This is a genomic window from Methylobacterium indicum, from assembly GCF_017347565.1.
Classification (GTDB): domain Bacteria; phylum Pseudomonadota; class Alphaproteobacteria; order Rhizobiales; family Beijerinckiaceae; genus Methylobacterium; species Methylobacterium indicum.
This window is the reverse complement of the sequence record NZ_AP024145.1, coordinates 4,599,249-4,623,544: the sequence shown is the minus strand read 5'-3', so window position 1 is coordinate 4,623,544 and position 24,296 is coordinate 4,599,249. Positions and strand designations below refer to the sequence as shown.

The following is a 24,296-nucleotide window of genomic DNA, read 5'->3' as shown; positions in this document are numbered from 1 at the left end:
ACACGCCTGTTCCAGTTTTTCCACACCCCCCGAGGCGCCGTCGGGCGCTCCGCGGGATGTGAGGGCAACGTCGCCCGCGCGGGCGACGTTCCGTATTCGTTTCGGCTCCTCCGGCGCGGGGCCGGCCGTCAGAGGTCGGTGGTGTCCTTCTTCGCGCCGTCCTTGGCCCCGTCCTTCGGCGCATCCTTGCCGCCGACCGTCAGCTTGATCGTCTGGGTGCTGACGTTGCCGTCCGTGCCCTTGATCTCGACCGTGACCTCGTCGGTGCCGGTGAAGCCGGCCTTGCTCTCGTAGAACAGGGCCTGGACGTTGGCGTCGGCGTTCGGGCAACGATAGGTGGCGGGCGTCTTCACCTTGCCGGCGCGCTGGATCAGGGCACCGTTCTTCGGCGGGCTCGTCACCTTCAGCTCGGGCTGCGGCCCGAGCGAGCAATCCTTCTTCAGGTTCGGCACCATCACCAGCCGGACCTGCTTGCCGGAGGCGACGGAGTGCTCGCGCACCTTGGCGGCCTGGGCGAGCGCGGGGCCCACGGCCAGGAGGGGCCCGAAGAGGGGCCCGGTGGCGATCACGGCGGCGAGCGCCAGGGTCGGGCGAAGGGGGCTCGTCATTGGGCTCTCAAGCTCTTCGAGTGGGGTGCCGGCCGCATGTGGGGAGCGGGCCGGGCGCCGTCGAGGCCCGCCGCGCGGGTTCCGTCCAGGAAACCGGCATCCGGGCGGAAACGCACCGGAAACCCGGGATCCCGGCACGGAACCCTCAATGCAGGACCAGCATCACGAACAAGTTGAACAGCCCGAGCAGGGCGACGCCGGCGAGCCACATCCAGTAGCCCCGTCCCTCGACCGGATAATCGCCGATCATCATGTCCCCTCCTCCGGTCCGTCGCCGGTCGCGGCCTGGAGCACCGCCAGGGTCGCGCCGGTCACCCGGGCGATCTGGGCCGGGGTGAACTCGCCCGCAAGGGCCGAGGCGAGCCCGCGCTCGATCCGGGCCCGCTCGCCCGCATCCCCGATCGGATCGGACGGGATGTCGCTCTCGCGCAGGCGGCAGGCGTCGCGGATCGTGTCGGCGGCCTGCTTCAACACCTGACGCTGATCCGGCGTCATGTCCCAGAGCGGGTTGCGCAGCCGCGCGATCACCCGCCTGGCGTCGCGGTAGTCGCGATCGACCGCCGGGATCGCCTCGATCTGGCTCACCAGCAGCACGAGTTCGAGGATGTCCGCCGTCGCCTCCGGGCAGGTGCGCACGACGCGCATCAGCCGCGTGATCAGCTCGGTGGTCGGGGAAGCCTGGCGGCGGGGATCGGCCATGGGCGCGTAACGCGGCATGGGCCGATCGGTTCTGTCACGAACCGGAAAAAGACGGAGACCTTCGCCGGGCGGCGTCGGTCGCCGTCGCGACGGAGCGTCAGCTTCTCGCCACCGTGAACCCGGCGCGCGGGAAATGCAGGTGCAGCGCCCCGACCCGGGACTCGTCGCGCCGGATGACGATGCGCTCCGCGTCGACCGCCACGAGCCGACCCTCGACCGGAACGCGGGCGAAGTCGTCCGGCGTCACCGTCACGGCGTCGCCGGGCGCTGCCGCGATCAGCTCCGGCACCGCATTCACGGGCTCGACCGGCGCCGGCTCGGCATCCCGGGCGGCATCGAGCGCCGCCTCGGCGGTCATCTCCCGCGGACGGCCATGCCCGAGGGCCGCGACCCGCTCGATCCAGCCGTGGAGCGGCGCCAGGCCGAGCAGCCGGTCGACCGATTCGGCTCGCCCGCCGCCGCGCATCAGCCAGAGCAGGTGATAATGCGCGAGGTCCGCGACCCCGGCCTGATCCCCGCCGAGGAAGCGGCGGCCGTCCGACAGGCCTTCGGCGAGCCAGGACGTCCAGGCCGCGACCCGCTGGGCGTTGCGGAAAAAATCCGGCTCCATCGCCGCGTGGCTGATGTCGACGTAGAGGTAGTCGTCCTTGCGGTCGCGCAGGAAGGTCTCGGGCAGGTCGCCGGCGAAATGCACCGTGACGCCGATCACCGCGAGCCAGAGGTCGCGCTCGAGGCCGAAGGTCAGGCCCTCGGCAAGCGCCGGGGCGAGCCCCGGATACAGGCTCGGCGCCGGGTGCAGCCGCTCGAGGGCGGGCAGGATCGCATGGGTGTCGCAGTAGATGTCGGCGCCGACCTGCATCACCGGCACGCGCCGGTAGCCGCCGGTGAGCGGATCGAGGAGTGGGCGCGGCGGCATCATCGCGACGTCGACGGAGGCCCAGTCGAGGCCCTTCAGGCCGAGGGCGAGGCGGACCTTCTCGGCGTAGGGCGAGAAGGCGTAGTGGTGCAGGACGATCTGCGGCGCGGACATGCGGAATCTTTCGGCTGACGGGGTGGAGCGGGTCAGGCCGGGAGGGCGCCGACCTGCTTCAGGAGGCCGAGATTGTCGAGGAGCGCCCAATGCTCGACCAGGCGCCCGTCGACGATGCGAAACAGGTCCATCACGGCGATGTCGATGGTGCGGTTGCTCGGAGCCAGACCCATCAGGTCGCCGGTATGCCGCCCCTGGAAGCGCAGGCGCACCAGCACCCGGTCGCCCTCGGCGATCACCTCGTCGATCGGCAGAGTCATCTCGGTGACGCCGCCATGCAGCACCTCGCCGAGGTGGCGTACGCCCTCCGGGCCGCGCACGGCGAAGTTCAGGCCGGGATCGTGGCGGACGAACTCGGGCGCGATGTGCCGCTGCCACCACGCCTCGTCCCGGTCGCGGAAGGCCGTGAAGTAGGCGCGCGCCAGATCCTTGTTGGCATCGATCGACATCGAATCCTCCCTGGGCGCGAGGCCCGAACGAGCCGCGCTCTCCCTATTTATTTGCACACAACTTATATCGGTGCGATGCATTCCGCAACGGACGACGGATCGGCGACACGGTCGGTCATCCTGGCATGGCGGGTGACGAAACGGAATGGCGACCGGCCGCGACATCGGCCGTCGAGACATCGACGACGGTCGGGGCGCACCCTCGCCACGGCGGGACGCCCGCCGCATCACCCCTCGGCGCGCAGAATCCGCGCCAGCTCCTCCGACAGACCGACGCTGTCGGTCGCCGGGCACACCGGGCGCGCGCCGGCGAGGCCTGCGGCGGCGACCACCGCCCGCGCTCCGGCCTCGACGGAGCAGATCACCGGCACGGTGACCCGGGGCTGCACCCGTTCGGCGAGGCCGGCGAGCGCCGCGCCGCCGAGGATCACGACGTCGGCGCCGTCGATCTCGGCGCAGTCGCGGCAGGCGGCGGCCAGTCGGTCCAGGGCCGCATCAGGATCGCGGGCGATCTCGCCGCCGGTGGGCGCCACGGTGCGGATGCCGGCGAGGCGCTCGGAGAGGCCGAGCATCGCCACGAACTCGGTCAGCATCGGCTGCCACAGCACGCCGCCGGTGACGATGCCGATGCGCCGTCCCCGGGTGCAGGCGAGGTGCAAGGCACCTTCCGCCATGCCGACGACCGGTACCGGCGAGACCTCCTTGAGGGCGAGCAGGCCCGGGTCGCCGAAGCAGGCGAGGTAGACCGCATCGCATCCCGCGACGTGGGCGGCCAGGGCGTCGAGGGCGGCGTGGCCCGCGATGGCGGCGGCGGCGCGGCTCGCGATGTAGCGGGCGCCGAACCGCCCGGTCGCCGGCACGATCTCGGCGGGGATCAGCCGCCGGACATGCGCCGCCGCCTGCTCGGTGACGGCGGCGGTGGTGTTGGGGTTGATGAGCAGGATGCGCAACGGACGGTTCTCCCGGCGCATCCCGCGGATCATGCGACGTCCGATGGATCGCTTCGCGATGCGCAAGTCGGCTTCGTGCGAGAACCGCGCGGGCTTGCCGGACAACGCCCGGAAGAAATCTTCCGGGCGTTGTCCGACAGGGCTACTTCTCGACGAAGGCCTTCTCGATGACGTAGTGGCCGGCCTCGCCGTGGTTGCCCTCGACGTAGCCGGCATCCGCGAGCAGGTCGCGGGTGTCGCGAATCATGTCGGGACTGCCGCAGAGCATGAAGCGGTCGGCCTCCTTCGTCATCATCGGCAGGCCGATATCGGCGAAGAGCTTGCCCGAGGTCATCAGGTCGGTGATCCGGCCGCGGTTGCGGAAGGGCTCGCGGGTCACGGTCGGATAGTAGATGAGCTGGTCGCGGACCATCTCGCCGATCAGCTCGTGCTGGGGCAGCGTCTCGGTGATCGTCTCGCCGTAGGCGAGCTCCTGGACCTGGCGGCAGCCATGGACCAGGATCACCTTCTCGAAGCGCTCGTAGGTCTCCGGATCCTTGATGATCGCCAGGAACGGCGCGAGGCCGGTGCCGGTGCCGAGCAGGTACAGGTTGCGGCCGGGCATCAGGTTGTCGAGCACCAGGGTGCCGGTGGCCTTCCGGCTGACCACGATCGGGTCGCCGACCTTGAGGTGCTGCAGCTTCGAGGTGAGCGGGCCGTTGGCCACCTTGATGGAGAAGAACTCCAGCTCGTCCTCGTAATTGGCGCTGACCACGCTGTAGGCGCGCAGGAGCGGCTTGGCGCCCTCGCCCTTGAGGCCGATCATCGTGAACTCGCCGTTGCGGAAGCGGAACGACGGGTCGCGGGTGGTGCGGAAGCTGAAGAGCGAGTCGGTCCAGTGATGGACGGACAGGACGCGCTCCTCGTTGAAGTTGCTCATCGTGCCAGGAATCCTGAAGGCGTTCGACGGGTCGACGGTTCTCGGTTTGGGAGCGGTCATCTCGCAGGTGCGGCATCGCCGTCAAGGCGTCGGCGCACAAGCGAGGTCTGCGTGGCCGTCAAGCCCCAGGAAAAATCGCCTCTTCTTCGGAATGCTTCCAGGCGGCGGGGTCTCACGCCATCCCGGTCGCGTCCGCCACGAGGTGCAGGGTAGCGCGCAAGCCGGTCATCAGCCCGGCCTCGTCGACGCGGAAGCGCGGCGAGTGGTTGGGCGCCGCCTTGGCGGGATCGGTGCCGGGGGCCGTGATGCCGACGAAGTAGAAGAAGCCGGGCGCCGCCTGCGCGAAGTAGGGGAAATCCTCGCTCGCCATGGCGGGGTCGACGAGGCGCGCGTGCTCGCCGAACAGGCGCGTCAGCGTCGGGGCGCAGCGGGCGGTGAGCTTGGCGTCGTTGTGGAGGGGCGGGTAGCCGTTCTCGTCCCAGGTCACCTCCGCACTGCCGTTCATGCCGGTGGCGATCGACTGGGCGATCTCGGTCACCCGGCGCCTGGCGGTGGCGCGCTGCGCCTCGCCGAAGGTCCGGAGCGTGCCCTCCAGCTCGGCGGTCTCCGGGATGATGTTGTTGCGCAAGCCCCCCTTGAAGATGCCGACGCTGAGGACCGCGGGGCTGCGCGCGACGTCGGTCTCGCGGCTGACCACGGTCTGGAGCGTCGTGACGATGGTCGCGCCGATCACGATCGGGTCGACGCCGTTCCACGGCATTGCGCCGTGGGTCTGGCGCCCGGTCACCGTGATCCGGAAGCGGTCCGATCCCGCCATGGCGTTGCCGGGCCGGTAGCCGATGCTGCCCACCGGCAGCGCGCTCGAGACGTGCAGGCCGAACACCATGTCGGGCTTCGGGTCGCGCATCGCGCCCTCCTCGACCATCAGGCGGGCGCCGGAGACGCCCTGACCCACCGTGCCCTCCTCGGCGGGCTGGAAGAGCAGCTTGACCGTGCCGGGCAGGCGGTCGCGGCGGGCGGCGAGCACCTGGGCCGCCGCCATCAGGATCGCGACGTGACAATCGTGGCCGCAGGCATGCATCACCCCGACCTCCTGGCCGCCCCACTCGGCCCGGGCCTTCGAGGCGAAGGGCAGGTCGACCTCCTCGCGCACCGGCAGCGCGTCCATGTCGGCCCGCAGCGCCACGACCGGGCCGGGGCCGCCTCCGCCCCTCAGCACGGCGACGACGCCGGTGCGCCCGACGCCCTCGCGCACCTCGTAGCCGAGACCCTCGAGGTGCCGGGCCACCAGGGCCGCCGTGCGGTGCTCGCGGTTGCCGAGTTCGGGGTTGGCGTGGATGTCGCGCCGCCAGGCGATCATCGCCGGCTCGACCTCGCGCGCCGCGGCGTCGAGTTCGGCATGGACCGGCCGGGCGGAGGCGTGCGCCTCCGCGGCCTGCGCGGCGGCCGGCCGGGGCAGGAACGTCGGCAGGACCGTCAGGGCCGAGCAGGCGCAGGCGCCCGCCAGCAGCGCCCGCCGCCCCGGGGCGACCGCGTCGTCGGCCGCGTCCTCGGCCCGGAACCCCCTGGCCGCGCGTAATCCGATGCGAAGCATGGTCCATCCTCCCGTGCCGGCCCGCTTGCCGCGGGGCCGTGGTTCGGCCCCACGATAGACCCGGGCCCGGGCGGCGGACCAGCGCCATCGCCGCCGGGATCGCCGGGGGCGGGACGGCCTGCGCCGGGCCGGCCGCCAAGCCGTCCCGTCCCCACCTGTTCGAGACCGGAGAAGTGGCGGGTTTTCGAGGCCGACCACACCGCCGACCTGCCGCAGCTCTGGGGGGCCGCCACCCGGCAGCGGGAGCCGAAGGGCTCCCCCGTGCGACCGGTACGTCTCCACGGGGTCGCTGCGGGGGGGTGCCGCGTGAGGACAGGACGCCGAAGCTCGCCCGCGAACACATGGCCCGGCATACCCCGGTCCTGGCACCGGGTCTGGGCCTGGGCCTGTGGTTCGACTATCAGGATCATCGCCTCGACGAGGCGGCGGCCTCGATGGGATGGCTCGGGGTGACGGATCTCCGCACCGGCCTGTCCTTCGCCGACTCGTTCCGGCCCGATGCCCTCGACCGGTAGATGGAAGCCCTGGCGGAGTGCGACGTGACCGTGACCTTCTGCTTCACCCCCGAGCACCGGGGCATCGCTCCCCACCACGCCAGCCCGCCACCGGTGGAGACATTCCCCGAGGTCCGCGCCGGGATGATCCGGCTCGAACCGGCCCTCCGGCCGCAGCTCGCGATCTGACGCCGATGCCGGCGATCGCCCCGACCTCGCCCGCCGCCGAGCGCGTCCTGGCGGCCCTCGCGCATCCGGCCTGCGGCCCCGTCTCGGCCGAGACCGCCGCCCTCGTGGTCGCCCATCCGGACGACGAGAGCATCGGCTGCGGCGCGCAGCTGCCGCGCCTGACCGGGCTCACGGTGATCCACGTCACCGACGGCGCGCCGAGGAACGCCACCCGACCCGGCTTCGCGGATTCCGCCGCCTACGCGGCGGCCCGGGCCCGGGAACTCGACGCGGCGCTCACCCTCGCGGGCATCGCGCCGGAGCGGCGCGTCGCCCTGGGCTATCCCGACGGCGAGGTGGCCGAGGGGATCGCGCCGCTGGCCCGCCGCCTCGCGGAGCTGTTCGCCGAGCGCGGCATCACGGTGGCGCTGACTCACGCCTACGAGGGCGGTCACCCGGACCACGACGCGGTGGCGCTGGCGGTGGCGGGCGCCCGCCGGATTCTCGGGCCGGAGCGCCTCGCGGTGATCGAGATGCCGTTCCGCCATGCCGGAATGGACGGCCCCGAGCCCGGCGGCTTCCTGCCGACCGAGCCGCCGCGCCGCTCGATCGCGCTCCATCTCGATCCCGACGATTGTGCCTTCAAGGCCGAGCTCTTCGCCGCCCATGCGAGCCAGGCCGACACGTTGAACGGCTTCCCCATCGCTCTGGAACGCTTCCGCGAGGCGCCCGACCACGCCTTCGATGCACTACCGAACGGCGGGCGGCTGCTCTACGGGGCGGAGGATCCCGACGGGGCACGGTTCCGGGCGCTCGCCCAGGCCGCGGACCGGGACATCGGCTGACCCGTCAGTGCCCGCTGCCCGCCGGCATGGCGCGGTAGAACGCCACCACGTCGCGGTAATCCTGGTCGACCGGGGTGACCGGCACGGCGAGCCGCAGGGCGAGACCCGCGAGACCGGTGAGCAGGGCGAGGACGAGGCAGGCGCGCAGGGACATGACGGGCCGGTGCCAGAAAGGCGGGCGCGCGTAAAGCCGGGCGGCCCAAAAGCGTACGACCGGGCCGGTCGACGATCTCTGGCGGAGCGAGGGGGCGGAGCTCAACCGAAGATCGCGACCGGCCCGGCCGCATGTCCATGAACCTACCGGACGAGTGATGAATGTCAATAATCGTCACTCGCCAGCGGGCGGCATCGGACGACCTGTGTGCGCCAGCGCACAAGGGTCGTTGCGCGCACCGGTCGGACAGGTTGACGATGCGGGGCTCGCGGATGGCGGACGAGCGCTGTCGAGTCCCGGCGGTTCGGCGCATCACCTTGGACGCACAACGGACAAGCTCGGTCGATCGCAGGCCGGCCGCGAGGCCACCGGAAGCCGAATTCGACGATGGTCGCCGACATCCCGAGAGGGCGACCGCCGTCCGTCATCGAACCCGATCGCATCCCTCAGGCTCGGGATGGGACGAGGGCCACGCTCCGATCATCGAAGTGCCGGGTCACGCCGCGGCGGCCTCTCCATCCCCGAAGATCCGCCGGCAATAGGCCGCCAGCCGCTCGGGCCGATCGGCGGCATCGCGGAAGGCGATGTGCCCGTCCGGGCGGACCAGGATGACGGCCGGCCGGGCCTCCAGGCCGTAGGCGCCGTGCGCCTTGCCGTCGAGGTCTGAGAGCACGGGCACGTCGCCTTCCTCCATCGACGGACCGGCCAGGATCAGGCGCGGCCGCACCCAGGGCCAGGGTGCCGCCGCCGCGATCGTCGCGCGCAGGGCGCCGGCGGAGGCCGGGTCGCGGCCGTCGAAGCACAGGAGCGCCCAGCCCGTCGTCCGCCCATCCGGGTTGGCGAGGAATCGGAACAGCGAGGTCGTCTCGCCGTCCCGCACCACCTCCGCGTCGGGGGCGCGCTCGCCCGGCTCGGGCCCGCGCTGGAGCAGGTGGGCGAGGCCCGAGAGGTGGTCCTCGTTCAGCGGGCTCTTCGGATAGCGCACGGAGAGCTGCTGGAGGTCGTCGGTGCCCTGAAGCAGGGCGCCGATACCCGGGATCGCCTTGGCGGCGAGGCCGAGGGCCGCGTCGGTGACCGCCCCGCGATAGACGGTTCGGCGAAAACCTTTCGCCTGCTGCGCGCTCAGCCGGGCATGCTCGGCCGCGCGCTCGGCATCGTAGGACGCGAGAACGACCGGCGCGGCTTCGCCCCGCAGGGTCATGGCGAGCCGCCAGGCGACCTCGACGGCGTCGTGCAGGCCGGCATTCATCCCCTGCCCGCCGATCGGCAGCGACAGGTGCCCGGCATCGCCCGCGAGCAGGACCCGGCCGCGGGCATAGGCCGGCGAGACGCCGTACTGGAACCGGCTGTGGGTCAGCCATTGCGGATCGCTCAAGGTCAAGGTCTCGTCCCCCGTGACCTCGCGCGCCACCGCCTGCATCTCGTCGAGCGTCGGGTCGCGGTCCGGCACGCCGGTGTCGTCGGCGAGGAAGAAGAGACGGTGGTAGCCGCCCCAGACCGGCATCACGCCGCAGAAGCCGCGCGCATAGTAGAAGAACCAGAGCTGATCCGGCTCCCGCGACCGCCGCCAGGACAGCTTCGCGTCGACCTGCCGGTTCATGCACCCTTCGAACCGCTTGGGCTCGAAATCGAGGTCGAGGAGCGGGCGCAGGGTGCTCTTCGCGCCGTCGGCGGCAACGAGGTAGCGCGCGCGCAACGTTTCTTCGGTGCCGTCCCGCCGCACCGTGACGGTCACGCCGTCCTCGTCCTGCGCCATGGCCACGACCTTGCGGCCGCGCGCCAGCCGGCCGCCGCGCTCCCGAAGCGCCGCGATCAGCGTGGTCTCGATCACGTCCTGCCCGCTGTAGAGGACCCGCGGATAGGGGCTGGCGACGTCGTCGATCGCGATCGGCGTCGTCGGCGTGCCGTCGAGGAAGAAGTTGACGAGGCGGATCGGATAGGCCCGCTCCGCCAGGGCGTCGCGCAGACCGATCCCCGCCAGCAGTTCCTGCGGCCGCGCCCAGAGATTGTTGGCACGGGAATAGGCCCGCACCTTTGTCCGCTCCTCCAGGACCAGGCAGTCGACGCCGTGATGGCGCAGGGCGCATGCCGTGGTCAGGCCGATCGGGCCGGCGCCGACCACGATGACCTCGGCGTCGAAAGCGGCTCGGCGTGCGGCGGGAGACGACATCGTGGGGGACACCTCAGGGGATATGTCAGGGGACATCGCGACCTCGCATCGGCTTCGGGGGGATCGATCGGTCGTCCTGCGCGGTCTCGCCGATCCGGCGCTGGATCTCGCGCAGCAGAGCCGCGGCGGCGGCGATCGCCTGCGGGTCCAGGCCGGCGCAGAGGTCGTCGAACCAGACATCCTTGCGGGCGATCGCATGACGATAGGCGGTCTCGCCGGGTCCGGTCAGGGCGACGAGGTGGGCGCGGCGGTGGTGCGGATTTGGATCGATCCGGACGAAGCCGACCCCGTGCAGGTCGTCGACGACCCGCTGCACCGCCTGGCGGGTCAGGCCCATGTTGCGGGCGATGTGCGCCACCGGCAGCGGCACCGGCGAGAGCGCGACCGCTCCGAGCACCTGCCAGCGGGCGCTGGTCAGCCCGAGATCGTCGACGAGGGCGTCGCCGGCCGTGAGCAGGTCGCCGTTGAGGCGGAACACCGCCAGCGTCAGTTCGGTGAGTGCGCAGCGGCCGCTGTCGGGGGCCGAGCCGGGTCGGGACGAGGCGGGAGGGGTGATCTGCTCGGGCACGATCGTTTCGCTACAGGTTGTCGAAATGACAGCGTATTGTCATCGTGGGTGCAGAACGGGCATACCGGGCGCCGGGTTCCCCGCGCGCGGCAGCGCCGGGTGACGGGCGCCGTCCCGGGTGTGCCGCAACGAGGGGGAAGCGCCGCTCCCGTCAGGCGACGCGAGCGGAAGGACGGTCCGTGGGGGCCCGCGGTTCTCGCCCGCCGAGCCGACGGTACGGGGCGCAGTTCAGGCGCCGGCCTCGAACCGTTCTCCCTCGTAGTCGAGGTGAAGGTAGTCGGGGTCGAACCGGGCGAGGGCCGTGAGGGCGTCGAGGTCCGGCAGAACGAGGGATTTGTCGCGCCAGTCGATCAGACCGGCCTGGCGCAATTCGCGCAGTGTCCGGTTGACGTGGACCGCCGAAAGGCCGAGCGCATCGGCGAGTTCCACCTGGGTGATCGGCAGCTCGCAGCGGCCGTCCTGGGCTCGGCCGACGGCGCGCTGCCGGAGGAAGATCTCGCAGAGCAGGTGGGCGAGCCGTTCGAGGGCGCTGCGCCGGCCGATATTGACCAGCCATTCGCGGTGGATCGCCGCCGTGACCAGGACCTCCCACCACAGGGCCCGGGTCAGGCGCGGGTCGGCGTTCAGCATCCGGTCGAGGAGGTCGCGGGAGATCTTGGCGACGGTCACCGGCGTCAGCGTGCCGAGGGCGTGATCCATCCGGCGCAACAGGAAGATGTTCAGGTCGCACAGGTCGCCCGGCAGCAGGAACGACATGATCTGGCGGCTGCCGTCGGCGAGCTGCTTGTAGCGACAGACCCAGCCGGCGAGAATCAGGTTGACGTCGCAGGGCTCCTCGCCCTCGGCGATGATGTCCTGGTGGGTGTCGTAGTTGACGATCCGCGCGGAGGCCGCCTGCTGCAGGAGGCGCTTGTCCGCATCGCTCAGGCGGGTGAACCGTTCGAGCTTCCGGATCAGCGGGTTCATCGTGTCCTGGCCCCTCCGCCCGCGGTTCGCCCGCGCGGGCTGCCGTCGTTCCGGGTCGGAAATTAGCGTCGGGTGCGCGACAGTAAAGCGGTGGCCACAAGTCCCCGCCCGAGGCCGCTGGGTCGCCCTCGCCTTTCGCCGCGCGCCTTCCGCCGTGCCGGGCAAGACCCGGAACCGCCGCCGCTTGGGGCCGCGCCGGCGTCGATTGCCCGGGCGGGCGCGTCTCTACGGCAGCGCGGCCGGCGGCGTCTCCCGGTCCTCCTGAAACGAGAGGGACGCGCGGCTGGCGCCGCGCGTCCGATCGAGCGTCCGGGCGGGCCCGGACGCCTCGACGGTTCAGCCCTGCGCCAGCGCGCTCGCCACCCGGCGGGCGAAGGCGACCGGATCGCGCGGCGGGTCGCCGCCCTGGACGTGGGCGAGATCGACGAGGGTCTGGGCGGCCTCGCCGACATCCTCGCCGGCCGCCGCCCGCTCGGCGATGCGGCGGATCAGCGGGTGGCGCGGGTTGAGCTCCAGCACCGGCTGGCCCCCCATTCCCGCTCCCATGCCGCCCCCGGCGCCGCGGCCGGCCCGCCGCAGCAGGCGCTGCATCTGCAGGTCGGGGCCGAAGGCCGGGGCCGAGAGCAGCACCGCGCTGTCGACCAGGCGCTGGCTCGCCTTCACGTCGGAGACGTCGTCCTTGAGCGCCTCCTTCAGCTTCGGCAGCAGGTCGGCGAGGTCGGCCGGGGCGTCGCCCTCCGCGACCTCGGGCTCGAAGGCCGAGAGGTCGTCGCTGCCCTGCGTGATGCTGCGGATCGGCTTGCCGTCGTGGCTGTCGTAGCGCTCGGGCCAGAACGCGTCGACATGGTCGGAGAGCAGCAGCACCTCGATGCCGCGGGCGGAGAAGCCCTCGATCTGGGCCGAGCGCTTCAGCGCATCGACGTCGTCGCCGACCAGGATGTAGATCGCCTCCTGGTTCGGCTTCATCCGCGACACGTAGTCGGCCAGCGACACCCAGCCCTCGGTCGTGGAGGAGCGGAAGCGCAGGAGACCCGCGATGTCCTGCCGGTGCTCGGCATCCTCCCACAAGCCTTCCTTCAGCACCGGCCCGAAGGCCTGCCAGAAGGTGGCGTAGGACTCCGCGTCCTTCGACCGGCTCTTCAGCTCGGACACGACCTTGGCGGTCACCGCCCGGCGGATGCGGGCGAGGACGGGCGTCGCCTGCAGCATCTCGCGCGAGACGTTGAGCGGCAGGTCCTCGGTGTCGACCACGCCCTGGACGAAGCGCAGCCAGGACGGCAGCAGCCCGGCCTCGTCGGTGATGAACATCCGGCGCACGTGCAGGCGCACCTTGCTCTCGCGCTGCTCCTCGATCGCCATGAAGGGCTTCATGCCCGGCACGAACAGCAGCGCGTTGAACTCGAGCTGGCCTTCCGCCCGCCAGTGCAGGGTCGCCCACGGCTTGTCGAAGGCGTGCGCCACCTGGCGGTAGAACTCGGTGTACTCCTCCTCGCTCACCTCGGATTTCGGCTTGCGCCAGAGCGCCGTGCCCTTGGTCCCGGCGACCTCCTCGCCGTCGCGCACCAGCGTCACCGGCACGGTGATGTGGTCGGCCCACTTGCGCAGGATGGTCTCGAGCCGGATGCCCTCGAGATACTCCTCGGCGTCCGCCTTCATGTGCAGGACGATGTCGGTGCCGGGCTCGGCCCGGGTCGCGGGCGCGAGCGTGTACTCGCCCTGCCCTTCCGAGGCCCAGGTCCAGGCCTCGTCGGACCCGGCCTTGCGCGAGGTGACCTCGACCCGGTCGGCGACCATGAAGGCGGAGTAGAAGCCGACGCCGAACTGGCCGATCAGGCTCGGGCGCTCCTCGGGCTTGGCGTCGGCCAGCGACTGGCTGAAGGCCCGGGTGCCGGAGCGCGCGATGGTGCCGAGGTTCTGCGCCAGTTCGTCCTTCGACATGCCGATGCCGGGATCGGACAGGGTCAGGGTGCGGGCCGCCTTGTCGGGGTTGATCCGCACCTTGGCGTCCGCCGGCAGCGCCAGGGCGGCATCGGTCAGGGCGCCGAACCGGCGCCGGTCGACCGCGTCGGCGGCGTTGGCGACCAACTCGCGCAGGAAGATCTCGCGCTCGGAGTAGAGGGCGTGGACCACGAGGTCCAGGAGGCGCCCGACCTCGGCGCCGAAGGAATGCCGCTCCACAGTCTCGCTCACGTCTCGGTTCTCCGCATGGGAACAATTCGTCGCGGGCGGATATGCGGGCCGGGACCCCGCTTTTCAAGGAAGCGGGGCCGCCAGCCGCTCGACGATCGCCCGCACCTCGTCGCGGCCGGCCGGCCGGGGATCGACCGAGCGGTGGATCGTCAGACCCTCGATCATCGCGTCGAGGGCCCGCGCCTCCTCGGGGGAGAAGTGCCGCTCCAGCGCCGCCCGGCTCTTGCCCATCCAGTCCCGCATCACCGCGGCCAGCGCCGGCACCCGGGCGGCGTAGGCGTAGAGCTCGTAGCTCAACAGCATGGTGCGGGGCGTCGCCCAGTCCTCCTCGACGACGAGGTCGACCACCGCCTCGCAGGCCTCGGCCCGGGTCGTTGCCGTGGCGAGCCGCGCTTCGAACCGGCCCGACACCGTGTCGGCCAGCAGCGTGAAGGCCTCGGTCAACAGGTCGTCGAGGCCGGCGAAATGGTAGGTCAGCGAACCGAGCGGCACGTCCGCCGCCGCGGCGATGCGCCGGTGGGTGGTGCCGGCGACGCCGTGCGCGGCGATCACGTCGAGGGTGACCCGGATCAGGCGGGCGCGGCGGTCGGGGTCGTGGCGGCGCGGGGCAGCGGGCAAGGATGCGTCTCGCAAGCGGGCGTCCCGCTGAAGCGGGTTGGCGGTACGGCCATGTGTACATATGTACGCATCGCGGCCGAACGCCAACCGACAGCGAGGATTGCATGACCCCGACGAGCCAGAAGCAGAAGATGCTCTCCGGCGCGCTCTACGTCGCCGACGACCCGGAGCTCGACGCCGACAACCGGCGCATCTCGGCCTGGATGGACCGCTACAACGCCCGCAACACCCTGACCCAGCCGGAGCGGCAGGCCCTCCTCGCCGAGGCCTTCGCCCGGGTCGGCGAGGGCTGCAACATCCGCCCGCCCTTCTTCTGCGACTACGGCTACAACATCAGCCTCGGCCGCGGCGTCTTCCTCAACTTCAATTGCTGCATCCTCGACGTGGTGCAGGTGACGATCGGCGACCTGACGCAGATCGGGCCCGGCGTGCAGATCATGACCGCCGACCACCCGCGCGATCCGGCCCAGCGCCGTCGGATGCTCGAATTCGGCCGGCCGATCGCGATCGGGGCGAATGTCTGGATCGGCGGCGGCGCCCAGATCCTGCCCGGCGTCACCATCGGGGACGACGCGATCATCGGGGCGGGCAGCGTGGTCACCCGCGACGTGCCGGCGGGCGGCACCGTGATGGGCAACCCGGCCCGTCTGCGGAGCCCGGGATAGGCCCCTGCGGGCGGTCGGCGTCAGCCCTCCGGCCGGCGCACCACCAGGAGGTTGGCCACCAGCACCTGCACCGCTTCGCCATGCTGGTTGAGGGTCGTGGTGCGCACCTTGGCGAGGCCTTGCGTCGGGCGCGAGCGCGAGGGGCGCACCTCCAGAACCTCGCTCTCCAGCCGGATCGTGTCGCCGGGGCGCAGGGGCTTGGGCCAGCGCACCTCGTCCATGCCCGCGCCGATGATGCCGCCGGCGATCCGCATCTCGCTGTCGATCAGGAGCCGCATGGTGAGCGCCGCGGTGTGCCAGCCGCTCGCCGCGAGGCCGCCGAAGAACGTCCTGCGCGCCGCCTCGGCGTCGAGGTAGAAGGGCTGCGGATCGAACTCGCCGGCGAAGCGGACGATCTCGGCCTCGGTCACGGTCGTCTCGCCGGAGCGGTAGACCTGGCCCGGGGCCAGATCGTCGAGATAGAGGTCTGGTGTCATCGCCTATTGTCCTCCGGCCGGGACGAGGCCGGGCGCGGCCCGCTCGCCCCGGAACCACGCGCCGGTCGCGACCGCGCCGGCATTGATGAGACCGAGCGCGGCGAGCCCGAGGCCGAGCGCCAGGAAGACGCCGTCGAGCGACAGCCCGAGATGCAGCGCGAACAGGCCGCCGCCGATCGACACCGCCATGCGGGCGAGCCCCGCGACGAGGGGCCAGCCGACCCGGCCGGCGCCCTGGGACGCGAAGTAGAGCGCCAGCCCGATCCCGGCGAAGCCGTAGAACGGCCCGACGAGCTGGAGGTAGCGGGCGCCGACCGCGAGCATCTGCGGATCGTGACCGAACAGGCCGAGGAACGGGAGCGGCCACAGGGCGGCGGCGAGCCCGATCGCCTCGGTCAGCACCCCCGCGATGGCGGCGCCGGTCCAGGCGACCCGGAGCGCCCGGGCCCGGTCGCCGGCGCCGATGCAGGTGCCGACCATCGCGCCGATCGGCGCGCCGAGGCCGAAGACGAGGGGCACGAGCAGGTATTCGAGCCGCGCGCCGGTGCCGTAGCCCGCGACCGCGGCGGGGCCGGCGGCCCCCGTAAAGGCGGTGGCGGCGGCGATCGTCACGTTGGTGGTGGCGCTGACGATCGACGAGACGGCGCCGATCCGCAGGATGTCGCGCAGAGGCGCCCAGGCGAGGCGGGGCGGGCGCGCGGAGGGCCGCAGCAGGCCGCGCCCGGCCCAGAGGTGGTGCGCGAACACGATCGCGCCGGCGGCGTAGTAGGCCAGCACCGCGACGCCGCCCCCGACGATGCCGAGGCCCGGGACCGGGCCGAACCCGTAGATGAGGGCGGGCGAGAGCGGAACCAGCACGGCGGCGCCGAGGCTGATCACGATCGCCGGCAGCGCCATGTTGCCGGTGCCGCGGATCACCGCCGCCAGCGCGTTGAACAGCCAGACCAGCACCGCGCCGGAAAACACCACGCCGCCGTAGGTGGAGGCCGCCGCCAGCGAGGCGCCCTCCCCGCCCATGACCCGGTAGAGCCCCGGCCCGAAGGCGAGGGCGAGGAGCGTGGTGAGGAGGCCGAGACCGAGCCCGATGGCGGCGGCGTACCAGGGCAGCGCGTCGGCGTCCGCCCGCCGCCCGGCGCCGAGCGCCCGGGCCACCGCCGACAGGATGCCGCCCCCCATGGCGCCGGCGGAGATCATCTGCACCAGCATCAGCACGGGGAAGACCAGCGCCATGCCGGCGAGCGCGTCGGTGCCGAGCCCGGAAACGAAGGCGGTCTCCAGCAACCCGACGAGCGCCTGGACCAGCATCACGACGACGTTGGGTGCGGCGAGCCGCAGGAGCGTCGGCCCGATCGGGGCATGGAGCAGGCGGTGGGTGCGCGCATCCATCGAGCGGCGCTCCTCGTCTCGCGCCGGCGATCCCGGCGCCGACGATTTAGTGGCATATGCCAGTATTTCGTCAAGCGGCGCGCGCGACGCCGGTGTCCCGCGCGCGCGCCTTAGGCCTGCAGCGCTGCCAGCCTCTCGGCCTCCAGGGCCGCCAGGTCGAGGTCGTCGTCGGGGACGCGGGGCAGGAAGCGCTCGACCTGCTCGCACAGCACGATGTCGGGCAGGATCCGCTCGATATAGGCCCAGTCGAGGTTGGCCGACCAGATGAAATGGACCTCGCGAAAGGTCTCGGCCAGCATCGCGGTCAGGCCGTTGCCGGCGAAGTTGGCGCAGGAATCGCCGAAGAGCACCAGGGTGCGGGGGTCGGCCTCCGGCGAGGCGTTGCGGTAGACGGCGTGGGCCCCGGTATGCAGCTCGCCCAGGCGCCCGGCGGCGCGGTAGGCGTCGATGAGCGTCCCGCCCGAGACCCGCACGGCGTCGCGGAAGAGCTCGTAGTTGTGCACGGTCTCGAGGGGCTGGGCCTCGAGCTTGTTGCCGATGTCGAGCACCGCCTCGAAGGTGTGGAGCGGCCGCTCCAGGAAGTCGGTACGGGGCGCTGCGCCGCAGGCCCGGCAGACCAGCCGGTAGGCGAGCAGGCAGCCGTGGATGTTCCAGTGCGTGTCGGTGCGGTAATGCAGGTCGCGCTCGTGCCTGCGCGCCCGCATCGGCTCCAGGAGCTCGATCCAGGCCCGGCGCCCGGCCCACGACCAGCGCATCAGATCGCCGAGGCGGCGGGCCGGTGCGAGGCGGGGGTCGAGGGTGAGGCCGTCGAAGCGGTCGTCGTAGACGCTCAGCTTTTCCGGCACCACGAGGTGGAGGTAGCGGGCGCCGAAGATCCGGCAGCGCTGGACGCGCCGCACGATCCGCCGGCGCCACTGGCGCAGGACCCGGTCCATCGGGCGCACGCGGCGGTACTGGTCCGCGACCTCGTTGGTGCCCCCGGTGAGGAACAGCCAGCCGTCCTTGCCCGCGTGATACATCCGGTTCCCTGTCCGCGGTCCCGCCGCGGCTCGGGCGGGTTCCTGCCCCGCGTCGATCGCGTGCCCCCGCGCGACCGGCTTTCCGGCCGTCTGCTACCGCAGGATGGAAAAATAAAGGTGACCGCCGCCGCGCGCCGACCCGGCGGGATCACGGCGCCCGCACCTTGGCGCCGTAGCGGCGGCGCCACTCGGCCAGGATGCGGGGGCGGTTGCGGGCCGTCCAGTCCCGGTCGGTGCGGATCATCCGGGCCTCGGCATGGGCCGGGTAGACCGAGGGCGGAGCGGCGAGGCCCGGATGGGCGACGATCGCGAAGCTCCGCGCATAGAGCGCGTTGGCCTCGCGGCTCGCCGCCCAGTCCGCCACCCGGCGGGCGAGCGCCCGATGCGGCCGGCCGGCGACGACCGCGACGCCCTCGGTCTCCCATCCGGTGCCGTCGAGGGGGACCACGATGTCGATCGGCGCGCCCGCCGCCTTCTCGGCGGCGGCCCGCATGTCGAAGGAGAGGCCGGCGGCCTGACGGCCCGCCGCCGCCTCCCGGCACGGGGCCGAGCCGCTCGGCAGGTAGGCGTCGACGTTGGCGTCGAGGGCGTCCATGAAGGCCCAGCCCTCCTCCTCGCCGAGGGTCTGGAGCCAGGCCGCGACGAGGAGGTAGCCGGTGCCGGAGGCGGCCGGATCGGGCATGACGACCCGGCCCTTGAGGGTGGGGCCGAGCAGGTCGCGCCAGAAGCTCGGGCGCGGGATGCGGTGCCGGTCCGCGACCTCGAGGTTGAAGCAGATCACCCCCAGATACGCGTCCATGCCGGTCCAGCTGTAGGGCGGCACCGGATCGCGGAAGGCCGGCCGCAGCGCCGCGGCGCCCGCGGGGCGGTAGGGATCGAGGAGGCCGGCGGCCTTGACCTGGATCAGGCTGCTGGCGGCGAGCCCGATGAGGAGGTCGGCCTGCGGTGCTGCCTTCTCGGCCAGCAGCCGGTCGGTGACGAGGCCGGTCGAGTCGCGCAGCCAGGCGATCTCGACCTCCGGCACCGCCGCCTCGACGGCCCGGCGGATCGGGTCGAGCTGCTCGATCTCGAGGGCCGTGTAGGCGACGAGGCGGACGCGCTCCCCCGCCGGCGCGGGACGGGCGACGCCCACGGCCGCGAGGAGGGCCAGGAGGCCGGCCGCGACGAGATTGACGCGCCCGAGCCCCCGGATGCCGACGATTCGCGGCCGCCTGCCCTCGACCGCCCCACGCGCCAGCATGATCGTCCTCCCTCGTGCTCATGGCGAGAGCGCTTCACGATCGCGTTGCAATCGCGAAGCTCTCTAAGTCTTTGTTTTGCCGCATTTTCTTCGACGAACCGGCATCCACTTCGTCGGAAAATGCTCTAGGCAGGTTTCGCCGAGGTGGATACCAGTTCGGCAACGAAAATCTGCAACCAAACAAGAACCGAAGCGGGCGAAGCGTTGGCCCGCCGCCACGAGTTCTGCTCAGGAGCCGATCGTCGGCGTCCACGCCGCGGTTCTCAAGACCTTTTCCCGGGACGGGCGACAGTTCGGCGAGGAGACGTGCCGGCGCGGCCCGAACCTCGGCGGACGAGGACACGGCTCGTCCCCACCGATCTGCTGGAGAACGGGACCATGGGCAAGGGTGCGATCGCTCGCCGCAGGTTGCCGGACTGTCCACAAGTCGACCGGAGAGACGCTTCGGGGGCCCGCAGGCGGCCGGAGGCCACCGAGCCGGGGGATAGGTCGTTGATATTGCCGGTCATTCCGCAGCGTGAGGGTACCCACGCGACCCCGACTTGCTCTAGGATCGGTCACGGACCGTATCCAGAGACGCCACGGTATGACCCAACCGACTCCGCCAGTCGCCCTGATCGCGGATGACGACGATTTCTTCCGCCTCGCCGTGGTGGCGATTCTGACGCGCAGCTTCGGGTTCGCCGAAGTGATCGAGACCGGCTCCCTCGATGCCGCCGTCGATCAGCTCTCGACCCGCCGCGGGGCCGTGACCCTGGCGCTGTTCGATCTCGCGATGCCCGGCATGGAAGGCCCCGGCAGCCTGAGCGCGGTGCGGGAATGCTTCCCGGCCGTGAAGGTGGCGGTGGTCTCCGCCTCGACCGAGCGCAACAAGATCCTCACCGCCCTCGAGGTCGGCGTCCACGGCTACGTGCCGAAGGGGATCGGCTCGGCCGAGCTCACCCGGGCGGTCGGCATGATCCTCGACGGCCAGATCTTCGTGCCGGCCTGCCTGGCGGTGCTCGACGGCGCGGGTCCGCGCCCGTCCTTCGAGGCGCGGATCCCCGGCCCGGACGGGCGCGGGGACGGGCGTTCGCTCCGCATTCCCGACCTGACTCCGCGCCAGCGCGACGTGCTGGCACTCCTGGTCGAGGGGCGCTCGAACAAGGAGATCGCCCGGCGGCTCCAGCTCGGCGAGGGTACCGTCAAGGTGCACATGGCGGCGCTCCTGCGCAGTCTCGGGGTCCAGAACCGCGCCGCGGCGGCGGTGGTCGGGGCGCGGTTGCTCGCGGAGTGAGCCCGGCCGGCGGATCGTCGCCGTGCCCGCGCGGTGACCGGGGCGGAGGCGGATGGCGGACCGCGGCGGTGGCCATCCGATTCCCGGTATCGCGAGCGTCCACGGGATGATCTGGCAATTGATCAGTCATGCCGGTCAATATCCTGACCCGTCCCCGCACCGATGCTGTGGCGGTCCTTACGATAATCAATTCCACGATCATCGATAGCTCAGGCCGTTCTTCTTTTTCCCATCGATCTGTTGTCCGTCGTAAAGCCAGCCGCGGATGGCCGGCGGTTCTTAGACGAAGGTTGTGGGTCGATTTGAGGCTCGTGACCCATCGTCAATCGCGCGGTTGCCTTGGTCGCTTGACACTGTGGCCGTCTGCCGTATCACCTTAAGACGTAACGGGGCAGACGACGCACAGCGTCGCGTCACCGGCCAGATACTTGGAGCGTGGCGGGACTAGACCGCGTTGCGTGACGAACCTGGCCGGACCCGTCATCGGGGTGGAAGGCGGCGGGAACGGACGATGGATCGGGAAGCGATCGGAAGCGAGAACATCCACGCTGCCCTCGACGCCCTGTTGACCCTGCCGCCGTTGCGGAAATCGCCGCAGCTCTCGGCGTTCCTCACCTATGTCGTGCGCGAGAGCCTGGCCGGGCGCGGCAGCCTGCTCAAGTCCTACACCATCGCAACCGACGCGCTCGGCCGCTCCACCAGCTTCGATCCGGCGACGGACGCCATCGTCCGGGTCGAGGCCCGGCGCCTGCGGCAGGTGCTACAGCAGATCTACGCCGACCCCACCTGCCCGATCGGCGTGCGCATCGACCTGCCCCTCGGCCGCTACGAGCCGAGTTTCCGCCACATCGCGCCGCCGCCTTCGGGATCCGTGCCGGTGCGAGCCGAGGACGAGCCCGACGGCGTGCGGGAGAGCGAGCAGCGCTACCGCGCCCTGGTGGAGGCCAGCGCGGCGGTGGAATGGCGTACCGGGCCCGATGGCGGCCTCCTCCAGACCTTCGGCCTCAGCGCCCGGACGGGCCTGACCGATGCCGAACTCCGGGGCTTCGGCTGGCTCGATGCGCTTCACCCGCATGATCGCGGTGGTGTCGAGGTCCTGTGGCGGGCCTGCTGCCAGAGCGGGACGCCGCTCGACACGACCTATCGGGTGCGCCACCGGGACGGGCAGTATCGCTGGATGCTCGGCCGCGCGGTCCCGATCGAGAGCGCCGACGGCGCGATCCGCGAGTGGGTCGGCACCATGGCCGACATCGACGAGCAGGTCCGGGCGCAGGAGGCTCTGCGCACCAGCGAGGAGCGGCTGCGCCTCGCCATGGCGGCGGCCGAGATGATGAACTGGGACATCGACCCGGCGACCCGGGAGGTCACCTGCTCGGAGATCGGCGAGAGCCTGATGGGCGTGACCACGGGTCCGCTCGACGAGTTCCTGGCGATGATCCTGCCCGACGATCTTCCCACCGTGCTCGCCAGCCTCGAACCGGCCCTGCGCGGCGAGGGCATCTACGACGCGCAGTACCGGATCGTCGACCACGAGGGGCGAGTGCGCTGGCTCTCCGCCCGCGGCAGCCTCGTGCGGACGCCCGGCGGCGGCTCCCGGCTCATCGGGGTCGCCTGCGACATCACCCGGCGCTACCCGGATCCGGCCATCGCCGGACCGCTGCGTCTGTCGGCCTGACCCCGGGCGTACGGCCTCGGGGCTTCGCGGGGTCGCCGTCCGGCCTCACGCGGCGGCCTTGGCCGGGCGCGGCCCGCGGGGCGGGGCGGCGCGCTTGCGCGGCGGCTTCGCGGCGGGAGCCGGGGCAGCCGCGGCGCGGACGGGCGCCCGTTCGGTCGCGCGCTCGCTCCCTTGCGCCCCCCCGTGCCACCAGCCCTGCCAGCTCCAGCCGCCGGGGCCGGTGACGGCGTAGAGCACGAAGCCGGCGGCAAGGCCGAGCTGGGCGAGGAAGAGCTCCTGCTCGACCCGGGCGCCGGCGCCGGCGAACTCCCAGAACCGGTGCAGCAGAAGCCCGGCCACGACCGCGTGCACCGCGAGGCCGAGGCCGACGAGGCGCGGCAGCACCCCGAGCACCAGAAGGAGCGGCCCGAACAGCCCGATCACCACCGACGCGGTCGCGACGGCGTTCGGGTAGGGCATGCCGGTGCCGGCGAGCGTCAGGGCGAAGCCCGAGGGGTTGAGCGCCCGACCGATCGCCGCGGGGAGCAGCGCGGAGGCGAGCAGCAGCCGCCCGGCGAGCAGGATTCCGTCGTTGCGCGCAGCCATCCCGAATTCCCCCGATCCACCCCGGTCCTGAGGCCCGGACGGTGGCGCGCCAGGGGTTAAGGGGGTTCTACCGGGCCCCGGCGCCGAACAGGCGGCCGCGCTCGGTCCACAGCACCGTCGCGAGGGCGAGCCCGCTGAGCGCGCAGTAGCCGACCGCGAGCGGCGTGACGGTGCCGTCGAAGGACTGGCCGACGAGGAGGCCGCAGAAGGCCGCGAGCAACGTGGTGTAGAAGCCGATGAACGACGAGGCGGTGCCGGCGATCGCCGCCAGCGGCTCCATCGCCAGGGCGTTGAAGTTCGGCATCGCGAAGCTCATCAGGAACTGGCAGGCCGACAGGGTGGCGATCAGGACCCAGACCGGCGGCCGGCCCCCGTAGGCCAGCATCAGGACGAGTTGCAGGCAGGCGACCGCGAACAGCCCGACCGTGCCCATATGCGCCAGCCGCCGCATGCCGAGCCGTCGCACGAGGCGGGCATTGATCAGGGTGGCGACGCCCATCGCACCGGCGATGAGCGCGAAGGCGACCGGAAACAGCGGTCCCAGGTGGTAGAGGCCGGTGTCGAAGATCGCCTGCGCCGAGCCGACATAGGCCATGATGCAGCCGGTGGTGAGCCCGAGCGCCGTGGCGTAGCCGAGCGAGGTCCGGGTGCCGACCGTGACGGCGACGCCCGATCCGATCGCCCGGACGGAGACGGGGCGGCGGAAGGCCGGGTGCAGGGTCTCGGGCAGGCGCGTGCCGAACCAGGCCAGGGTGACGAGGGCCAGCGCCAGCATGGCGCCGAAGATCAGCCGCCAGCTTCCGCCGAGCAGGATGGCGCCGCCCATCGAGGGCGCGAGGATCGGCACGATGAGGAAGACCATCATGCAGAACGACATCACCCGGGCCATGTCGCGGCCCTCGTAGCGGTCGCGCACGATCGCCACCGCCAGCACCCGGCCGGCGGCGCCGCCGATGCCCTGGACGGCGCGGGCGAGGAGCAGCACCTCGAAGCTCGGCGCCAGCATGGCGAGCACGGTCCCGGCGAGGTAGATCCCGATGCCGACCATCAGCGCCGGACGCCGCCCGGTGCCGTCCGAGACCGGGCCGTAGAGGAGCTGGGCGGTGCCGAATCCCAGCATGTAGACGTAGACGAGGAGCTGCAGCCGGTTCGGGTCCCGGACCGCGAAATCGCCCTGGATCGCCGGGAAGGCCGGCAGGAAGCTGTCGATCGTGATCGCGGTCAGGCCCATCATCAGGGCCATCAGCGCCACGAACTCCACGAAGCCGGGCCCGGCCCAGACCGGCCTGGTCGTCTCGACGGGAGTCGCCTCGCCGCGCGCGCTGCTCGCCATGATCATCCTGAGGGAGCGGCCCACGGGGACGAGGCCGGCATCTGCGCCGGACCAGTGGCGGAGGCGCGCGCCGCCCGCAAGGCAGGCAGGGGCATGGCAGCGATGCGGCGGGCCGGCGCAGCGGCGCGGTTCGCCGGCGCGAAACCATACGGCGCGAGTTGGGTCCGGATTGCCGGCCGCGGCCGGGTCCCGCCCCTTCCGATAGGACCGCCCGGCGTG

The 24,296-nt window shown here is 72.1% G+C and carries 23 protein-coding genes and 1 pseudogene; 5 read left to right on the top strand and 19 right to left on the bottom strand.

Annotated features, from left to right (window positions below):
• Nucleotides 1-128: 128 nt before the first annotated feature.
• The 7 genes from miv_RS21445 to miv_RS21415 all read right to left on the bottom strand — a co-directional run bounded on the left by miv_RS21445 (nucleotide 129) and on the right by miv_RS21415 (nucleotide 6,249).
• Entirely contained in the window at nucleotides 129-608 is a 480-nt protein-coding gene (locus tag miv_RS21445; protein ID WP_244748640.1) for a 4-aminobutyrate aminotransferase, read from the bottom strand.
• Nucleotides 609-857: 249 nt separating this feature from the next.
• The gene (locus tag miv_RS21440) at nucleotides 858-1,307 is read right to left on the bottom strand and encodes a hypothetical protein (protein ID WP_048431430.1); all 450 of its coding nucleotides are present in this window, start codon (nucleotides 1,305-1,307) and stop codon (nucleotides 858-860) included.
• A 97-nt stretch (nucleotides 1,308-1,404) separates the two neighbouring features.
• Nucleotides 1,405-2,337: a glutathione S-transferase family protein gene (locus miv_RS21435; protein WP_207178742.1), complete on the bottom strand. Its 933-nt coding sequence runs from the start codon at nucleotides 2,335-2,337 to the stop codon at nucleotides 1,405-1,407.
• A gap of 32 nt (nucleotides 2,338-2,369) precedes the next feature.
• Nucleotides 2,370-2,786: an ester cyclase gene (locus tag miv_RS21430; protein WP_048461322.1), complete on the bottom strand. Its 417-nt coding sequence runs from the start codon at nucleotides 2,784-2,786 to the stop codon at nucleotides 2,370-2,372.
• Between the two features lie 227 nt (nucleotides 2,787-3,013).
• Nucleotides 3,014-3,736: an aspartate/glutamate racemase family protein gene (locus miv_RS21425; RefSeq protein WP_048461328.1), complete on the bottom strand. Its 723-nt coding sequence runs from the start codon at nucleotides 3,734-3,736 to the stop codon at nucleotides 3,014-3,016.
• Nucleotides 3,737-3,878: 142 nt separating this feature from the next.
• Entirely contained in the window at nucleotides 3,879-4,655 is a 777-nt protein-coding gene (locus miv_RS21420) for a ferredoxin--NADP reductase (RefSeq protein WP_048461321.1), read from the bottom strand.
• A 172-nt stretch (nucleotides 4,656-4,827) separates the two neighbouring features.
• The gene (locus tag miv_RS21415) at nucleotides 4,828-6,249 is read right to left on the bottom strand and encodes an amidohydrolase (RefSeq protein WP_207178740.1); all 1,422 of its coding nucleotides are present in this window, start codon (nucleotides 6,247-6,249) and stop codon (nucleotides 4,828-4,830) included.
• 204 nt (nucleotides 6,250-6,453) lie between these two features.
• Between miv_RS21415 and miv_RS33410 the strand changes: the two are divergent.
• Both miv_RS33410 and miv_RS21400 read left to right on the top strand, forming a co-directional pair.
• Nucleotides 6,454-6,932 (top strand): annotated as a pseudogene (locus miv_RS33410) (beta-xylosidase); the annotation flags it as partial.
• Nucleotides 6,933-6,937: 5 nt separating this feature from the next.
• The gene (locus miv_RS21400; protein WP_048461320.1) at nucleotides 6,938-7,756 is read left to right on the top strand and encodes a PIG-L deacetylase family protein; all 819 of its coding nucleotides are present in this window, start codon (nucleotides 6,938-6,940) and stop codon (nucleotides 7,754-7,756) included.
• Between the two features lie 4 nt (nucleotides 7,757-7,760).
• Here the strand turns inward: miv_RS21400 and miv_RS21395 are convergent, their stop codons facing one another.
• The 6 genes from miv_RS21395 to miv_RS21370 all read right to left on the bottom strand — a co-directional run bounded on the left by miv_RS21395 (nucleotide 7,761) and on the right by miv_RS21370 (nucleotide 14,422).
• On the bottom strand, nucleotides 7,761-7,910 hold the full coding sequence (locus miv_RS21395; RefSeq protein WP_165602045.1) for a hypothetical protein: 150 nt from the start codon (nucleotides 7,908-7,910) through the stop codon (nucleotides 7,761-7,763).
• Nucleotides 7,911-8,406: 496 nt separating this feature from the next.
• The gene (locus tag miv_RS21390; protein WP_207178739.1) at nucleotides 8,407-10,080 is read right to left on the bottom strand and encodes an FAD-dependent monooxygenase; all 1,674 of its coding nucleotides are present in this window, start codon (nucleotides 10,078-10,080) and stop codon (nucleotides 8,407-8,409) included.
• Nucleotides 10,081-10,105: 25 nt separating this feature from the next.
• The gene (locus miv_RS21385; protein ID WP_244748638.1) at nucleotides 10,106-10,648 is read right to left on the bottom strand and encodes a MarR family winged helix-turn-helix transcriptional regulator; all 543 of its coding nucleotides are present in this window, start codon (nucleotides 10,646-10,648) and stop codon (nucleotides 10,106-10,108) included.
• A 228-nt stretch (nucleotides 10,649-10,876) separates the two neighbouring features.
• Nucleotides 10,877-11,614, bottom strand: coding sequence for a Crp/Fnr family transcriptional regulator (locus tag miv_RS21380; RefSeq protein WP_207178737.1), 738 nt, complete (start codon nucleotides 11,612-11,614; stop codon nucleotides 10,877-10,879).
• A gap of 336 nt (nucleotides 11,615-11,950) precedes the next feature.
• Nucleotides 11,951-13,804, bottom strand: a complete 1,854-nt coding sequence (gene htpG, locus miv_RS21375; RefSeq protein ID WP_207178736.1) for a molecular chaperone HtpG — start codon at nucleotides 13,802-13,804, stop codon at nucleotides 11,951-11,953.
• 63 nt (nucleotides 13,805-13,867) lie between these two features.
• Nucleotides 13,868-14,422: a TetR/AcrR family transcriptional regulator gene (locus tag miv_RS21370; RefSeq protein ID WP_207178734.1), complete on the bottom strand. Its 555-nt coding sequence runs from the start codon at nucleotides 14,420-14,422 to the stop codon at nucleotides 13,868-13,870.
• Between the two features lie 104 nt (nucleotides 14,423-14,526).
• Here miv_RS21370 and miv_RS21365 point away from each other — a divergent pair, with 104 nt between their 5' ends.
• Nucleotides 14,527-15,087, top strand: coding sequence for a sugar O-acetyltransferase (locus miv_RS21365; RefSeq protein WP_207178733.1), 561 nt, complete (start codon nucleotides 14,527-14,529; stop codon nucleotides 15,085-15,087).
• 20 nt (nucleotides 15,088-15,107) lie between these two features.
• On the opposite strand, the gene miv_RS21360 is transcribed toward miv_RS21365, so the two are convergent.
• The 4 genes from miv_RS21360 to miv_RS21345 all read right to left on the bottom strand — a co-directional run bounded on the left by miv_RS21360 (nucleotide 15,108) and on the right by miv_RS21345 (nucleotide 19,208).
• On the bottom strand, nucleotides 15,108-15,563 hold the full coding sequence (locus tag miv_RS21360; protein ID WP_207178731.1) for a MaoC family dehydratase: 456 nt from the start codon (nucleotides 15,561-15,563) through the stop codon (nucleotides 15,108-15,110).
• 3 nt (nucleotides 15,564-15,566) lie between these two features.
• Nucleotides 15,567-16,949: an MATE family efflux transporter gene (locus miv_RS21355; protein WP_207178729.1), complete on the bottom strand. Its 1,383-nt coding sequence runs from the start codon at nucleotides 16,947-16,949 to the stop codon at nucleotides 15,567-15,569.
• Between the two features lie 110 nt (nucleotides 16,950-17,059).
• The gene (locus miv_RS21350) at nucleotides 17,060-17,968 is read right to left on the bottom strand and encodes an alginate O-acetyltransferase AlgX-related protein (RefSeq protein ID WP_207178727.1); all 909 of its coding nucleotides are present in this window, start codon (nucleotides 17,966-17,968) and stop codon (nucleotides 17,060-17,062) included.
• 148 nt (nucleotides 17,969-18,116) lie between these two features.
• Nucleotides 18,117-19,208, bottom strand: coding sequence for an extracellular solute-binding protein (locus miv_RS21345; RefSeq protein WP_207178725.1), 1,092 nt, complete (start codon nucleotides 19,206-19,208; stop codon nucleotides 18,117-18,119).
• 586 nt (nucleotides 19,209-19,794) lie between these two features.
• On the opposite strand from miv_RS21345, the gene miv_RS21340 reads away from it, so the two are divergent.
• Together miv_RS21340 and miv_RS21335 are read left to right on the top strand one after the other, a co-directional pair.
• The gene (locus miv_RS21340) at nucleotides 19,795-20,484 is read left to right on the top strand and encodes a LuxR C-terminal-related transcriptional regulator (protein ID WP_048461310.1); all 690 of its coding nucleotides are present in this window, start codon (nucleotides 19,795-19,797) and stop codon (nucleotides 20,482-20,484) included.
• 511 nt (nucleotides 20,485-20,995) lie between these two features.
• The gene (locus tag miv_RS21335) at nucleotides 20,996-22,159 is read left to right on the top strand and encodes a PAS domain-containing protein (protein WP_048461309.1); all 1,164 of its coding nucleotides are present in this window, start codon (nucleotides 20,996-20,998) and stop codon (nucleotides 22,157-22,159) included.
• A gap of 45 nt (nucleotides 22,160-22,204) precedes the next feature.
• On the opposite strand, the gene miv_RS21330 is transcribed toward miv_RS21335, so the two are convergent.
• Nucleotides 22,205-22,744, bottom strand: a complete 540-nt coding sequence (locus tag miv_RS21330; protein ID WP_207178723.1) for a DoxX family membrane protein — start codon at nucleotides 22,742-22,744, stop codon at nucleotides 22,205-22,207.
• 67 nt (nucleotides 22,745-22,811) lie between these two features.
• Nucleotides 22,812-24,077, bottom strand: coding sequence for a multidrug effflux MFS transporter (locus miv_RS21325; RefSeq protein ID WP_207178721.1), 1,266 nt, complete (start codon nucleotides 24,075-24,077; stop codon nucleotides 22,812-22,814).
• Between the last annotated feature and the right edge of the window lie 219 nt (nucleotides 24,078-24,296).

Excerpts from the sequence above, each read along its gene's own strand:
- miv_RS21360 (WP_207178731.1), bottom strand. The coding sequence starts at position 15,563 with ATGACACCAGACCTCTATCTCGACGATCTGGCCCCGGGCCAGGTCTAC.
- miv_RS21395 (WP_165602045.1), bottom strand. The coding sequence starts at position 7,910 with ATGTCCCTGCGCGCCTGCCTCGTCCTCGCCCTGCTCACCGGTCTCGCG.
- miv_RS21345 (WP_207178725.1), bottom strand. The coding sequence starts at position 19,208 with ATGCTGGCGCGTGGGGCGGTCGAGGGCAGGCGGCCGCGAATCGTCGGC.
- miv_RS21340 (WP_048461310.1), top strand. The coding sequence starts at position 19,795 with ATGACCCAACCGACTCCGCCAGTCGCCCTGATCGCGGATGACGACGAT.
- miv_RS21325 (WP_207178721.1), bottom strand. The coding sequence starts at position 24,077 with ATGGCGAGCAGCGCGCGCGGCGAGGCGACTCCCGTCGAGACGACCAGG.
- miv_RS21335 (WP_048461309.1), top strand. The coding sequence starts at position 20,996 with ATGGATCGGGAAGCGATCGGAAGCGAGAACATCCACGCTGCCCTCGAC.
- miv_RS21390 (WP_207178739.1), bottom strand. The coding sequence starts at position 10,080 with ATGTCGTCTCCCGCCGCACGCCGAGCCGCTTTCGACGCCGAGGTCATC.
- miv_RS21330 (WP_207178723.1), bottom strand. The coding sequence starts at position 22,744 with ATGGCTGCGCGCAACGACGGAATCCTGCTCGCCGGGCGGCTGCTGCTC.
- miv_RS21440 (WP_048431430.1), bottom strand. The coding sequence starts at position 1,307 with ATGGCCGATCCCCGCCGCCAGGCTTCCCCGACCACCGAGCTGATCACG.
- miv_RS21350 (WP_207178727.1), bottom strand. The coding sequence starts at position 17,968 with ATGTATCACGCGGGCAAGGACGGCTGGCTGTTCCTCACCGGGGGCACC.
- miv_RS21400 (WP_048461320.1), top strand. The coding sequence starts at position 6,938 with ATGCCGGCGATCGCCCCGACCTCGCCCGCCGCCGAGCGCGTCCTGGCG.
- miv_RS21365 (WP_207178733.1), top strand. The coding sequence starts at position 14,527 with ATGACCCCGACGAGCCAGAAGCAGAAGATGCTCTCCGGCGCGCTCTAC.
- miv_RS21355 (WP_207178729.1), bottom strand. The coding sequence starts at position 16,949 with ATGGATGCGCGCACCCACCGCCTGCTCCATGCCCCGATCGGGCCGACG.
- miv_RS21430 (WP_048461322.1), bottom strand. The coding sequence starts at position 2,786 with ATGTCGATCGATGCCAACAAGGATCTGGCGCGCGCCTACTTCACGGCC.
- miv_RS21380 (WP_207178737.1), bottom strand. The coding sequence starts at position 11,614 with ATGAACCCGCTGATCCGGAAGCTCGAACGGTTCACCCGCCTGAGCGAT.
- miv_RS21445 (WP_244748640.1), bottom strand. The coding sequence starts at position 608 with ATGACGAGCCCCCTTCGCCCGACCCTGGCGCTCGCCGCCGTGATCGCC.
- miv_RS21435 (WP_207178742.1), bottom strand. The coding sequence starts at position 2,337 with ATGTCCGCGCCGCAGATCGTCCTGCACCACTACGCCTTCTCGCCCTAC.
- miv_RS21415 (WP_207178740.1), bottom strand. The coding sequence starts at position 6,249 with ATGCTTCGCATCGGATTACGCGCGGCCAGGGGGTTCCGGGCCGAGGAC.
- miv_RS21420 (WP_048461321.1), bottom strand. The coding sequence starts at position 4,655 with ATGAGCAACTTCAACGAGGAGCGCGTCCTGTCCGTCCATCACTGGACC.